Annotated in this window: 12 protein-coding genes and 1 pseudogene; 8 read left to right on the forward strand and 5 right to left on the reverse strand. The window is 73.3% G+C overall.

Annotation, left to right across the window (positions count from 1 at the left end; genetic code table 11):
• Window positions 1–20 precede the first annotated feature (20 nt).
• The gene (locus tag ACRAKI_RS18420) at window positions 21–950 is read left to right on the forward strand and encodes a hypothetical protein (RefSeq protein ID WP_447001738.1); all 930 of its coding nucleotides are present in this window, start codon (window positions 21–23) and stop codon (window positions 948–950) included.
• 61 nt (window positions 951–1,011) lie between these two features.
• Here the strand turns inward: ACRAKI_RS18420 and ACRAKI_RS18425 are convergent, their stop codons facing one another.
• Window positions 1,012–2,388, reverse strand: coding sequence for an amidase (locus ACRAKI_RS18425; protein ID WP_447001739.1), 1,377 nt, complete (start codon window positions 2,386–2,388; stop codon window positions 1,012–1,014).
• A gap of 525 nt (window positions 2,389–2,913) precedes the next feature.
• Between ACRAKI_RS18425 and ACRAKI_RS18430 the strand changes: the two genes are divergently transcribed.
• Both ACRAKI_RS18430 and ACRAKI_RS18435 read left to right on the forward strand, forming a co-directional pair.
• On the forward strand, window positions 2,914–3,795 hold the full coding sequence (locus tag ACRAKI_RS18430) for a pentapeptide repeat-containing protein (protein ID WP_447001740.1): 882 nt from the start codon (window positions 2,914–2,916) through the stop codon (window positions 3,793–3,795).
• Between the two features lie 69 nt (window positions 3,796–3,864).
• Window positions 3,865–4,461 (forward strand): TetR/AcrR family transcriptional regulator, encoded by a 597-nt coding sequence (locus ACRAKI_RS18435; protein WP_447001741.1) that lies wholly within the window; start codon window positions 3,865–3,867, stop codon window positions 4,459–4,461.
• Window positions 4,462–4,494: 33 nt separating this feature from the next.
• Here the strand turns inward: ACRAKI_RS18435 and ACRAKI_RS18440 are convergent, their stop codons facing one another.
• Complete coding sequence (locus ACRAKI_RS18440) at window positions 4,495–5,421, reverse strand: sucrase ferredoxin (protein WP_447001742.1); 927 nt, start codon at window positions 5,419–5,421, stop codon at window positions 4,495–4,497.
• A 362-nt stretch (window positions 5,422–5,783) separates the two neighbouring features.
• Between ACRAKI_RS18440 and ACRAKI_RS18445 the strand changes: the two genes are divergently transcribed.
• Complete coding sequence (locus tag ACRAKI_RS18445) at window positions 5,784–6,497, forward strand: SDR family oxidoreductase (protein ID WP_447001743.1); 714 nt, start codon at window positions 5,784–5,786, stop codon at window positions 6,495–6,497.
• Here ACRAKI_RS18445 and map read toward each other — a convergent pair.
• On the reverse strand, window positions 6,457–7,251 hold the full coding sequence (map, locus tag ACRAKI_RS18450) for a type I methionyl aminopeptidase (RefSeq protein WP_447001744.1): 795 nt from the start codon (window positions 7,249–7,251) through the stop codon (window positions 6,457–6,459). The two genes, ACRAKI_RS18445 and map, sit on opposite strands and share 41 nt — an antisense overlap.
• A 46-nt stretch (window positions 7,252–7,297) precedes the next feature.
• Here map and ACRAKI_RS18455 point away from each other — a divergent pair, with 46 nt between their 5' ends.
• Complete coding sequence (locus ACRAKI_RS18455) at window positions 7,298–7,555, forward strand: helix-turn-helix domain-containing protein (RefSeq protein ID WP_447001745.1); 258 nt, start codon at window positions 7,298–7,300, stop codon at window positions 7,553–7,555.
• Window positions 7,556–7,559: 4 nt separating this feature from the next.
• A pseudogene (locus ACRAKI_RS18460) lies at window positions 7,560–7,979 on the forward strand (class I SAM-dependent methyltransferase); the annotation flags it as partial.
• Between the two features lie 208 nt (window positions 7,980–8,187).
• Here the strand turns inward: ACRAKI_RS18460 and pip are convergent.
• The gene (gene pip / locus ACRAKI_RS18465) at window positions 8,188–9,135 is read right to left on the reverse strand and encodes a prolyl aminopeptidase (RefSeq protein ID WP_447001746.1); all 948 of its coding nucleotides are present in this window, start codon (window positions 9,133–9,135) and stop codon (window positions 8,188–8,190) included.
• A gap of 42 nt (window positions 9,136–9,177) precedes the next feature.
• Between pip and ACRAKI_RS18470 the strand changes: the two genes are divergently transcribed.
• Window positions 9,178–9,750, forward strand: coding sequence for a MarR family winged helix-turn-helix transcriptional regulator (locus ACRAKI_RS18470; RefSeq protein WP_447001747.1), 573 nt, complete (start codon window positions 9,178–9,180; stop codon window positions 9,748–9,750).
• A gap of 96 nt (window positions 9,751–9,846) precedes the next feature.
• Here the strand turns inward: ACRAKI_RS18470 and ACRAKI_RS18475 are convergent, their stop codons facing one another.
• Entirely contained in the window at window positions 9,847–10,785 is a 939-nt protein-coding gene (locus ACRAKI_RS18475) for a helix-turn-helix transcriptional regulator (protein ID WP_447001748.1), read from the reverse strand.
• 95 nt (window positions 10,786–10,880) lie between these two features.
• Here ACRAKI_RS18475 and ACRAKI_RS18480 point away from each other — a divergent pair, with 95 nt between their 5' ends.
• Entirely contained in the window at window positions 10,881–11,279 is a 399-nt protein-coding gene (locus ACRAKI_RS18480; protein ID WP_447001749.1) for a VOC family protein, read from the forward strand.
• Window positions 11,280–12,147 lie beyond the last annotated feature (868 nt).

The raw sequence follows: 12,147 nt of genomic DNA on the forward strand, positions 1-12,147 counted from the left end.
CATCGCCCGGGAGGGCCGGCGTGCGGTTGGATGTCGCCGTGGATCCATTACCCGGTCGTGCGGCGGCAGCGCTGTCCCGTGTCGACGTCCCGTGGCCCGCCCGGTGGGACGAGCTGGCGTCGGTGGTGGCGGACCTGTCCGCCCTGGTGCGGGGTGGTCCCGGGGCGCGGGTGGTGGCGCAGGAGCTGGCCGGGGTGCTGGTGGCGGCGGCGCAGGACCGTGAGCACCGGGCGGCGTTGACCGGGCTGGTGGACCGGGTGCTGGACCTGCACGTGGTGGCGTGCCTGGCGGAGCCGCCGGACCGGCGTGAGCTGGCGTCGTGGCTGCTGTGGCTGCAGACCGGGTTCGACGAGCCGCCGGAGGTGCGGTTGGCGCCGTACGCGTCGTCGTTGGGCGAGGACGGGCTGGCGTGCTACCGGGCGGAGGCCGAGGCGCGGTTCGAGCGGCTGCCGGTGATCGGGTTCGGCGAGACCGGGCGCTACCACCGGGAGCGGTGGGCGTTGCTGCGGCTGATGGAGGAGCTGGCCGAGCACGTGGGTGACGTGGACCTGCAGGTGTCGGTGCTGGCGAAGGACCTGTCGTCGGGGTGGCACTACCTGCAGGTGGCGACGGTGCTGCGGGACGCGGGCCGGTCCGAGGAGGCGCTGGAGTGGGTGGAGCGCGGCCTGGTGGCGACGGGCGGGCGCGGCGCGGCGCTCCGGTTGGTGGACCTGGGGGTGGACGAGTGCCTGCGCGCGGGGTGGGCGGAGCGGGCGGTGGACCTGCGGAAGCGTGCGTTCCTGGTGCGTCCGGCGGTGGAGACCTACAACCGGTTGCGCGGGGCGGCGTCGGCGTGGGGTGACTGGCCGGCGGTGCGTGGGGACGTGCTGGCGCGGGTGGGTGACGGCGTGGACGACGCGTTGCGGCACGTGGTCGAGGCGGAGTCCGGCGCGCGCGACTTCGGTGCCTGAGTGCGCGGTTCGGGATGCCGTACCGCGCGACTCGCGGTGTCCGAGTGGAGGACTCGCGGGGTCAGGGATAGGTGGGTGGGCGGCGGTCGGTCCAGGGGCGGGCGCGTTCCAGTTGGCCGGCGGCGGTGAGGACGGTGCTGTTGTCGTCGGTGGCGGCGACCAGCTGCACCGCCAGCGGCAGGCCGGTGCGGGTGTGGCCGGCGGGGACCGCGGCGGCCGGGTTGCCGGTGACGTTCCACAGCGGCAGGAACGTGGTCATCCGGGCGGCGGCGAGCAGCGCGGCGATCGTGGGACGGCGGTTCAGCTCGCCGACGCGCAGCGGTGGCCGGGTCAGCGCCGGGGTGAGCAGCAGGTCGTGGTCGGCGAAGATCCGGTTGGCGTGCGCGGTGAGCTTCGCGGTCCGGGCCAGGGCGGCGCGGACGACCGGCGCGGGCAGTGACCGGCCGAGGGCGGCGACGGCGCGGGTGCGGGCGTCGAGCCGGTCGGGTCGGTCGAGCTGGTCCTCGGTGGTGACCGCGCAGTGCAGGTACCGCACGGCGAACCACGCGGGTCCGGTGAGGTCGTGCTGGTCCGAGTCGATCCGGGTGACGTCGTGACCGAGGTCGGCGAGCAGCCCGGCGGTGTCGAGGACGGCGTCGCGCACCTCGGGGTCGACGGGGATGCCGCGGCCCCACGTGCGCAGGGACACGGCGATGCGCAGCGTCCGCGGTGCGGTGACGGCGGCGGTGTGGTCGGTGCCGGGCGCGAGGACGTCGAGGAGCAGGGCGGCGTCCGCGACGTGGCGGGTGATCGGCCCGGCGGCGACGAGGCCGTCCCAGACGTCGCGCTCCGGGGCGAGCGGGACGTGGTCGCGCTGGGGCTTGATCCCGAACAGGCCCGTGCACGCGGACGGGATGCGGATCGACCCGGCGCCGTCGGTCCCGATGGCCGCTCCGACGAAACCCGCGGCCACCGCGGCGGCGGACCCGCCGCTGGACCCGCCCGGCGAGTGGTCGGGTGACCACGGGTTGCGGGTGACGCCGGCCCAGGTGGACTCGGTGTAGGGCCAGAGACCGAGTTCGGGCATCCGGGTGCGGCCGACGATGACGGCTCCGGCGGCGCGCAGGCGGCGGACGATCTCGGCGTCGGCGGGCGCGGTGGTGTCCATCGCGGCGGTGCCCTTGGTGGTGGGCAGGCCCGCGATGGCGATGTCCTCCTTGACCGCGACGGGCACGCCGAGCAGGGGCGCGTCCTCGCCACGGGCGCGGCGGGCGTCGGCGTGCTCGGCGTCGGCGAGGGCGCGGTCGGTGAAGACGACCCGGAACGCGTTGAGGCTGCGGTCGTGCCGGTCGATGCGGCGCAGGCATTCGGCGACGAGGTCGCGTGCGGTGATCGCGCCGGATCGCAGCAGCTCGGCCTGTCGGGCGGCGCCCGCGAAGCACGCGTCGGTCAGGTCCATGTGCGGACTCTAAGGCAGGAGCGGGGTGCGCGTGATCCGCTGACCCGGCAGGGGGATCGGGGTCCCGAGGGGATCAAGATCACAGGCGGATCGGCGGGGAGGACCGGGATCGGGGTCGGACGGCGGCGGAACAGGATTGCGGGAGGTGGAGAGGTCGGAGAAGAGGTGGCTGGGTCGCTGAAGAGGCGGCGGGTGGGCCGAGCGCGGAGGTGGGTCCTCAGGGCTGGGTGATCGGGAAGTGTGGTCGCGGCGGCGTCGGACGCCTCGGTGGACCAGGAAGGCCATCAGCAGGGCCGGCCAGGGGAACGGGTGGGTGAGGCGTTCCTCCCCGACTGCGACGCGGAGTCGGGTCGCGGTGTGCTCGCGGTCGGCGTCGGAGGCGCGCTGCGGGCCTGGCGGCCGGGTGCCGGGGTGTGGGGTGGTCAGGGTGTCGATGCTCCGCGCGGGCGGACGTCCCGGCGTCGGGCGGGAAGCGGTGACGGGGGATACGTCCGTCGACCTACGGGTGGGGGCATGATCGGGGGTATGTCCTCGTGGCTGGTGCCGTTGGCGGTGGCGTTGGTCGTCGTCTGGGTGGTCGTGCGCCACGTGCGCGCGTCCCGCTCGGACACGTTGCTGGACGAGCACGCGCGGCGGCGGGTGGGACCGGAGGCGGTGGCCCCGGCCGCGGTGTCGGTGTGGCGGGAGGCCAACCGGAGGTTCCGGTCGGGCGAGACCGAGGGCTTGCTGCTGCTGGCCGAGATCGGCCGGCAGGTGCCGCGACGGCGGCAGGCGGTGGTGGACACGTGGCTGGCGGCGCTGCGCGGCGGGGTGAGCCGGGGGCTGGACGCGCCGTGGCGCACGGCGGTGCAGCGGGAGCTGGTGGCGCACCTGCGGCCGGGCGACGACTTCTGGCCGGGGATGGACCTGGTGGCACCGGGCTCGATCATGGTCGACCTGGACCTGTCCGGGTGCCGGGTGCGTCGGGTGGACCTGGTGGGCGCGGTGTTCCTGGGCGACGCGCGGTTCGAGGCGACGACGGTGACGGGCGACGCCGACTTCGGGGGCGCCCGGTTCCTGCGGCACGCGCTGTTCACCGAGGTGCTGTTCGCGCGGTCGGCGTCGTTCGCGTCGGTGGTGTTCGCGGGGAACGTGTCGCTGCGGTCGGCCCAGGTGGCGGACCAGCTGGTGTTCGCGCGGGCGAAGGTGTCGGGCCGGGCGGACCTGCGGCGGGCCGAGGTGTCGGGGCTGGCGGACTTCCGGCACGTCCGGTTCGGCGGGCGGGCGTTGTTCGGCGAGGTGGTGTTCCACCAGGACGCCTGGTTCCGGCACGCGTGGTTCCGGGGGCGCACGGACGTGGGGTCGGCGTTGATCGGCGAGGCCGCCGAGTTCGGCAACGCCCGCTTCGGCCGACGCGTCATGCAGTAGGCGCCGGGGTCCGGCGCGGCGGGGGACTGGTCAGGCGCGCCGGTCGGCATCGGCTAGGGTCCCGTCCCCGTGACGAGCCGTCGGGACCTGCTGTGCGACTGTGCGATCTCGGTGTTGGCGGCGGAAGGCGGCCGCGGGTTGACGCACCGGGCGGTGGACCGGGCCGCCGGGGTGCCGGAGGGCACGACGAAGAACTACTTCCCGTCCCGCGACGCGTTGCTGGAGGCGGCGGCGGGTCGGATGACGGCGTTGCACGCGGCGGCGGTGCGGCAGCTGCGGGAGACGACACCGGCGGGCATCTCGCCGGAGCAGGTGGCGCAGCTGTACCCGGCGCTGCTGCGGCGCGCGGTGGCCGACGACCCCACGCAGCTGTTGGCGATGGTGGAGCTGTACCTGGAGGCGGTGCGCCGGCCGGGGGTGCGGGCCGCGCTGGGGCGGATGGCGGTGTCCAACGCGGAGGCCGGTGCGGGTCTGCACGCTGCGGCGGGGTTGCCGAGCACGGCACGCGACGCCGGCCTGTTGGACGCCTACTTCCTGGGGGTGGCGGTGTCGTTGCTGGCGTTGCCGGCCGAGGCGCTGCGGACGGTCGGGTTGGACGACCCGCACGCGCTCGGGCTGGGGCTGTTCCACGCCGCCGTGCCGGGCTCGACGGCCCCGACCGAGTGAACCTCGGGCGACGGGACCCGAGGCGGCCGTGCCTCAGGCGACGGGGACGAGGTCCTCGACGGCGGTGACGACGAGTTGGGTGTCCAGGGTGGGCGTCGCGCCGCAGCTCGCGGGCCGGGCGGCCGGGAGGTCGCGGGTGTCGACGGTGACGCGCCAGGACCGGCCGTCGCCGTGGCGGACGGTCGTGCTGCGGTCGCCGTCGGGACGGTCGCCGTGGGGGTGGTCGCCGTGGTGGACGGTGAGGACGTCGCGGTGTTCGCCGATCCGGTCGCGCACGGCGAGTTCGGCGGCCTGGCCGTGCGGGGTGTGGGTGGACCGGCCGCGGCAGCGTTCGGTGACGACGTGCCCGGCGGCGGCCTGGTCGAGCAGCCGGGCGGCGAACGCGGTGTCGAGCCGGCCGTACAGGTAGCCGGTGGGCAGCAGCACGCCGGTCGGGGCGAACCGGTGACCGCCGGTGTGCGTGCACTCCCACACCGAGCCGGGGCGCGCCGCCGCGAGGTCCTCGACGAGCGGACGGCCGCGCAGCGCGCAGCACGCGTCCCGACGACTGTTGGTGCACACGAGCAGCAACGGCCCGGTCACGGGGACGCCGAAGCCGGTGGAGCGACCTGCGCCGAGCGCCGCGAAGTCGAGGTCGAGCAGGGCTTCCGGAGCGATGTCGGCCCGTTCGAGCCACGACCGGCCCGGCGTGGTGGCGGCGAGGAACACGCGGCGCGGCGTGTCGTGGTGGGTGTCGGCGTGCCGGCCGGGGCGGCGGATCAGCAGCACCCGCACACCGGTGGCCGCGGCACGACGGCCGAGCTCTGCGCCGAGCACCGGGTCGAGGTGGCTCTGGGTGAGGGCGTCGCGTCCCCACGGCCCCGGTTGCTCCAGGCAGACCCAGGCGGCGGCAGTGGTGGCGGTGCCCGCTTCGGGCTCCCCGATGTCGGCGGAGATCGCGGCGCAACGCGGGTCGGTCACGGTCCCAGGGTGCCCTGGGCACGCCATTCGCGTGACACCGGGGTTCGGGTTCACGCATCCGAGCGACGAGGCGGTGGTTGTCCGTGCGTCCCGACGTGCGCGGATGGTCGCGAAGGGTGGACGCCGCGACGGCCGGGGCGGCACGTAGGTTCGACGTCGTGGTGATCACTGGGTCGACCGGCCGCGCGCGGCCGGCGGTGGTGCCGGCGGGCGGCGGTGGTGAACCCGGCCGTGACCGCACGGTCGGTGGCCGACGCCCCATCCCGGGCACACGCCGCGGCCGAACCGGTGGTGTCGGGAGTGACGGGGCCGGCGAACACGCCGGCCACCGGACGGCAACGGGTGAAAGCGGAGGTGGCGGCATGGCCGGCCTGATCGTGGTGACCGGCGGCAGCCGGGGAATCGGCGCGGCAGTGGTGCGGCGGGTCGCGGCGGACGGGCACCGGGTGGTGCTCGGCTACCGCGCCGCGACCGCCGAGGCGGAGGCCTTGGCCCGCGAGGTCGGCGGGGTCGCGGTGCGTGCGGAGGTGTCCGACGAGAACGACGTGGACACCCTGTTCGACACCGCCGCCGAACTCGGCCAGGTCACCGGCGTGGTGATCAACGCCGGCATCACCAGCCAGGTGGGCACGCTCGCCGACCTGCGGACCGAGGACCTGCGCCGCGTCGTGGACGTGAACGTCGTCGGCGCCTTGCTGTGCGCCCGACGCGCGGCCCGCGACCTGGTCGAAGGCGGGTCGATCGTGTCGCTGTCGTCCGTGGCCGCCACCCTCGGAGCACCGGGGGAGTACGTGCACTACGCGGCGAGCAAGGCCGCGGTCGACGCGATGACCGTCGGCCTGGCCAAGGAACTCGGACCACGCGGCATCCGCGTGAACGCCGTCGCCGCCGGCACCGTCCGCACCTCCATCCACGAACTGTCCGGCGTGCCGGACCGGCCCGACCGGGTCGCGTCACGCATCCCGCTGGGCCGGCCCGGCGAACCGGAGGAGATCGCCGAGGCCGTGGCCTGGCTCCTGGGCGACGGCGCCTCCTTCACGAGCGGAGCGGTGCTGCGGGTTGCCGGGGGGCTGTGAGCACCCGCGGGCCGTCCTCCGTGATCGCCACCGAGTGCTCCACGTGCGCGGCACGGCTGCCGTCGACGGTGTGCAGCCCCCACCCGTCCTCACCGGCGTAGTACCCGTCCCGACCACCGGCGTGGAACATCGGCTCGATCGCGATCGCCATCCCCGGACGCAGGGTCAGGCCACGCCCCGGCCTGCCCTCGTTCGGCACACCGGGCGCCTCGTGCATCGCCCGCCCGATGCCGTGACCACCGAAGTCCGAGGGCATCCCGTAGCCCGCGGCACGGCAGATCACGCCGATCGCGTGCGACACGTCCCCGATCCTCCCGCCCGGCACCGCGGCGGCGATCCCCGCCTCCAACGCGCGCCGGGCCGTGTCGATGAGCAGCACGTCGGCCGGGTCCGCCTCCCCGACGACGAAGCTGACCGCCGAGTCGCCGTGCCAGCCGTCCAGGTGCGCGCCGCAGTCGATGCTCACCAGGTCGCCCTCGCGCAGCCGGTAGCCGTCCGGGATGCCGTGCACGATGAGGTCGTTCACCGAAGCGCAGATCACGCCGGGGAACGGGGTTGGCGCGAACGACGGCCGGTAGTGCAGGAACGACGACCCCGCGCCCGCGTCCCGGATGACCTGGTGCGCCACCTCGTCCAGCTCCAGCAGCGAAACCCCGACCCGGGCGTGGTCTCGGACCGCCGCCAGCGCGTCGGCCACCACGAGCCCGGCGGCGCGCATCGCGTCCAGCTCGCCGGGGCTCTTCAACTCGATCACCACATGCTCCCAACCGTGATAGTAATACCGGTATTACTATCACAGCATGGTGCGACAGCCACTCACCCAGTCCGACCGCGAACGAGGCGAACGACTCGGCGAACTCCTCCGCCGCGCACGAGGCCAACGCAGCATGGTCGACGTCGCCGCCGCAGCCGGGATCTCCGTCGAAACCCTCCGCAAGATCGAACGCGGACGGGTCCCCACCCCCGCCTTCTTCACCGTCACGGCCCTCTGCGAAGCCGTCGGACTCTCACTCGACGCACTGTCCCGCGCACTCGAACCCCAACGGCTCTCCGCCTGACCCGATGGAAGACTTCGTCCGCTCGGTGACGACCCCACGCCCCGTGCCGCTCACCCCGGACATCGTCCTGCACACCGCCGACGACCTGATCGCCCTCTGGGAACGCACCGGCACCCCCGAACCACCGTTCTGGGCGTTCCCCTGGGCCGGCGGCCAGGCACTCGCCCGCCACCTCCTCGACCACCCCGAACTCGTCACCGGCCGCCGCGTCCTCGACCTCGCCTCCGGCTCAGGCCTCGTCGCCGTCGCCGCCGCCCGCGCCGGCGGACACGTCACCGCCAACGACATCGACCCGCTCGCCGCCACCGCCATCACCCTCAACGCCCGCGCCAACGACGTCACGGTCACCATCACCACCGGCGACCTCCTCGACACCACCCCCGACGTCGACGTCCTCCTCGCCGGCGACGTCTTCTACGACCGCGACATGGCCGCCCGCGTCCGACCGTTCCTCCTCGCCGCCCACCAGCGAGGCACCCTCGTCCTCGTCGGCGACCCCCATCGCACCTTCATGCCACGCGGCTGGACCCGCGTCGACACCTTCGCCGTCCCGGTCCTCCACGACCTCGAAGGCGTCGACCTCAAGACCACCACCGTCTGGAGACCCGCCACACCCACGGCGACACCCCGACCTACCGGCGATACGCGAACCCGTCCGTCGCCGCCAACACCGCTCGACCCATCCCCGGATCAGTCGCCGCGTGCGACGCACCCCGCACCACCACCAACTCGGCATCCGGCCACGCCTGCGCCAACTCCCACGCCGTCCCCAACGGCCCCTGCAGGTCCAACCGGCCGTGCACCAACACCGCCGGAATCCCGTGCAGCCGCTCCACGTCCCGCAGCACCTGACCGTCCTCCAGCCACACCTTGTGCCGGAAGTAGTGCGCGGTCAGCCGAGCGAACGCCATCTGCCACGCCGGATCCGACATCCGAGGCCCAGGCTTGTGATCCGGGTGCACCGACAGGATCGCGCCCTCCCACGCCGTCCAGTCCGTCGCCGCCTTCACCCGCACCGCCGGATCAGGCGAGTTCAGCAGCTCGTCGTACGCCGCCACCAGATCCGTCGCACCCTCGCCCGCGCCACGCCTGAACTCCGCCCACTGCTCCGGGAACAACATGCCCAGGCCGTTGTACAGCCAGTGCAACTCGGCATGCCGGCTCGTCGTCACCGCCACCAGCACGATCTCCGTCACCCGGTGCGGGAACAGCTCCGCGTAGTGCAGACCCAGCGTCGACCCCCACGACCCGCCGAACACCATCCACCGGTCGATGCCCAAGTGCTCCCGCAGCCGCTCGACGTCCGCCACCAGGTGCGCGGTCGTGTTCACCGACAGATCCGTCGAGTACTCGCTCGCGTGCGGCCGACTCCGACCACTGCCGCGCTGGTCGAACAGCACGATCCGGTACGCCCGAGGGTCGAACTGGCGCGGCATGGTGGGGGAGCAGCCCGTGCCCGGCCCGCCGTGCAGGCACACCACCGGCTTCCCGTCCGGATTCCCGCACGCCTCCCAGTAGACGAGGTTGCCGTCCCCGACGTCCAGCATCCCGTGCTCGTACGGCTCGATCTCCGGGTACATCAACACTCCTCAGATATACAACAGTGCTGTTACATTAGGGGAGTGGACCACCGACCCGCACCCGAATTCCTCGGCACCCGCCTGCGCCACCTGCTCGACCTCGTCGACAGCGGCGTCGCCCGCGTCTACACCGACCTCGGACTACCGGGCTTCCGCCCCCGCTACACCCCGGTCATCCGACTCGTCCACGCCGGGGGACCGCAGTCCATCCGCGACCTCGCCGACACCATCGGCGTCACCCACTCCGCCGTCAGCCAGACCGTCAACCAGATGCGCCGCGACGGACTGGTCGACCTCAAACCCGGCGACGACGCACGCCGGCGCATCGTCCACCTCACCGACCACGCCCGCGCCATCCTGCCGACCCTCGACGCCGAATGGCAGGCCACCACCGCAGCCGGCCGCGACCTCGACGCCGAACTGCCCCACCCCCTGGCCGACCTCGTCGCCGCAGCGCTCGACGCACTGGGGGAGCGCCCCATGCACGACCGCATCCGCGACCACCTGCACACCGACCGCACCCAACCGGCACCAACCCAACTTGCACCAACCCGACTTGCACCAGCACAGCCGGAGCCCACCCAGGTCGAGCACACGCAGCCGGACCAGCGGTAGCCAGGCCAGTGCCGGCGGGCCGGCCCTAGCCGGTTCGATGCCGGTTCGATGTAGCCGAGTCAGAGGTAGCCGAGTCAGGGGCAGCCGGTCAGCCGGTCAGCCGTAGCGCGACACCAGCTCCGCACCCAACCGCGCCAACTCCGCGCGCACCCCGTCCGACTCCACCACCTCCACCAACGCACCCCACCCCGCCAACACCTGGGCGATCATCAGGGGAGTGGGAGCCGACAACCGCAACCGCGCCCGCCCCTCCACCTCGTCCAGCACCTCACAGTGCAGCCCGAACTGATCCCGCAACACCGACACGTACCGCGCCTCGACCGACACCACCGCCGACACCGCCGACCGCCGCCGCTCCACCTCGGACACCACCCGGTCCCACGCCGACGACAAGTCGAAATCCGCCGGCCGCACGAACACCTCGTCCGTCACCCGCGCCGACACGACCCGATCCACCCGGAACGTCCGCTCACCCGCCTCCGTGCCCGCCACCAGGTACCAGACCTCGTCCTTGTCCACCAACCCCCACGGCTCCACCACCCGCTCCGACCGCGACCGCCCACGCCCCTCGTACACCAACTCCACCCGCAGGCGCCGCACCACGGCCTCCTGCAACACCTCCACCAACCCCGGCCGGTCCCGACCCACCTCGCCCCACCCGGCCATGTCCACCACCACCGCGTCCGCCGCCGCCTGGGCACCTTCCCGGAACGTCTCCGGCAACGCCCGCACCAGCTTCCGCAACGCCGCCCGCACCTCCGGCGACCCCGCCGCCGCCGGCCCCACCAGCAGGAACAACGCCTGCGCCTCCGACGACGTCAACCCGCTCAGATCCGTCCGCGCACGACCCACCAGCCGCCAGCCACCACCACGCCCCGGCTGCGGGTACACCGGCACACCAGCCGCCGACAACGCCTCCAGATCCCGACGCGCCGTCGCCAACGACACCTCCAGCTCACCGGCCACCTCGGCCGCCGTCACCTGCCCCCGCGCCTGCATCAGCAGGACAGTGGCCACCAACCGGTCCGCGCGCATGGCCCCAGTTTCCTCGGAAAAGTGCTCACTCGGTGAGCACTTTGACCGCCAGGGTGGGGAACGACAGCGAACGAACGACCGGGAAGAGGAACACCATGTTCCGCGGACTCACCACCACCAGCTTCTTCGCCGACGACCTGGACGCCGCAGCCGCCTGGTACGCGGAGTTCTTCGGCATCGAGCCGTACTTCAAGGTCCCCGGCGGCTACATCGAGTTCCGGATCGGGGACTACGAGCACGAGTTCGGCATCGTCCAGAGCGACTACGCGCCGCACGACGTGCACAGCGGCCCGGCCGGGGCGATCACGTACTGGGCCGTGGACGACCTGCGGGCCACGCTGGACCGGCTCGCCGAGCTGGGCGCCAAGCCGCACGACCAGCCGAAGGTGCGGGGAGAGGGTTACGAGACCGCCAGCGTGGTCGACCCGTTCGGCAACGTCCTGGGCGTCATGACCAACGCGCACTACTTCGACGTGCTGGGGAAGCGGCCCTGAACTCGCTAATTAACATAATGTAGATTATCGGCGTTACGGACGGCCTGGTCGACAGGGGTCAGGGCGCGTCGACTCGGACCGTCCACACAGGCCCTACACACGTCGTTCCGCGCGCCGCCGACAGCCTTCGCCCCCGCCGCCCGCGTGCACGCCCAGGTGTCGCGTCCGCACCGACGACGCGGCGGGGGCAGGCCGACGAAGGCGTGCCGGACCGGAGGGGCCGAAACCCGGCGCGCGAGCCGGCATCCCGACACACCACCGTAGAAACGTCACAGTGACGGATCATCGGTGGTGTGAGCGGCCCTGTGGGGCCGAGGCGCACGCCGGTTCCTCGCCCGAGTTGATCATCGCGGGCACCCGGACGTGCTGGGGACGCTCGGCAGGTCCACACCGGCTCGACCGGTCTGCCGCACACGACCTGCGGTGGCGACGAAGCACGCACATGCGCATTTCCGAGGCCGGATCGGTCGGCGGCAGGACGTTCGAGAGGGGCGATCCCCCGGTTGTGGCCCGAGCCCCTTCCGGATCCCTCTCTGATGGATAATGGCGATTATCCATCAATGATCTTGATTTGCGCGGGACAGACCGGGCGGGCAGGTACCCCGCACGTTGGTCATCGCGGGCGAGCTGAAGGTCGACCCCGACCGGCGCGGCGCGCCTACGCCTACGTCGCCGCCGACCGGACCTCGTCCGTCGGGCTTGCCGGTCCCCTGGGGTGCCTCGACCTCGCCATCTCCTCCTGCCCGGTCGCTCCCCTGCCAGGCGGACGCCTCCGAGCCCTGGGCCTCCTGGCCGGGCCCGGAGGCGGTGTGGATGAGGTTCGGCTGGTGTTCGACCGAGTCCCGTGTGGCGTTTTTGTCGGTGGGGT

It is taken from the genome of Saccharothrix isguenensis (assembly GCF_052936305.1).

What these genes read in the sequence shown, in the direction of transcription:
- ACRAKI_RS18425 (WP_447001739.1), bottom strand. Translation starts at nt 2,388, where the DNA reads ATGGACCTGACCGACGCGTGCTTCGCGGGCGCCGCCCGACAGGCCGAG.
- ACRAKI_RS18430 (WP_447001740.1), top strand. Translation starts at nt 2,914, where the DNA reads ATGTCCTCGTGGCTGGTGCCGTTGGCGGTGGCGTTGGTCGTCGTCTGG.
- ACRAKI_RS18445 (WP_447001743.1), top strand. Translation starts at nt 5,784, where the DNA reads ATGGCCGGCCTGATCGTGGTGACCGGCGGCAGCCGGGGAATCGGCGCG.
- ACRAKI_RS18455 (WP_447001745.1), top strand. Translation starts at nt 7,298, where the DNA reads ATGGTGCGACAGCCACTCACCCAGTCCGACCGCGAACGAGGCGAACGA.
- ACRAKI_RS18480 (WP_447001749.1), top strand. Translation starts at nt 10,881, where the DNA reads ATGTTCCGCGGACTCACCACCACCAGCTTCTTCGCCGACGACCTGGAC.
- ACRAKI_RS18475 (WP_447001748.1), bottom strand. Translation starts at nt 10,785, where the DNA reads ATGCGCGCGGACCGGTTGGTGGCCACTGTCCTGCTGATGCAGGCGCGG.
- pip (WP_447001746.1), bottom strand. Translation starts at nt 9,135, where the DNA reads ATGTACCCGGAGATCGAGCCGTACGAGCACGGGATGCTGGACGTCGGG.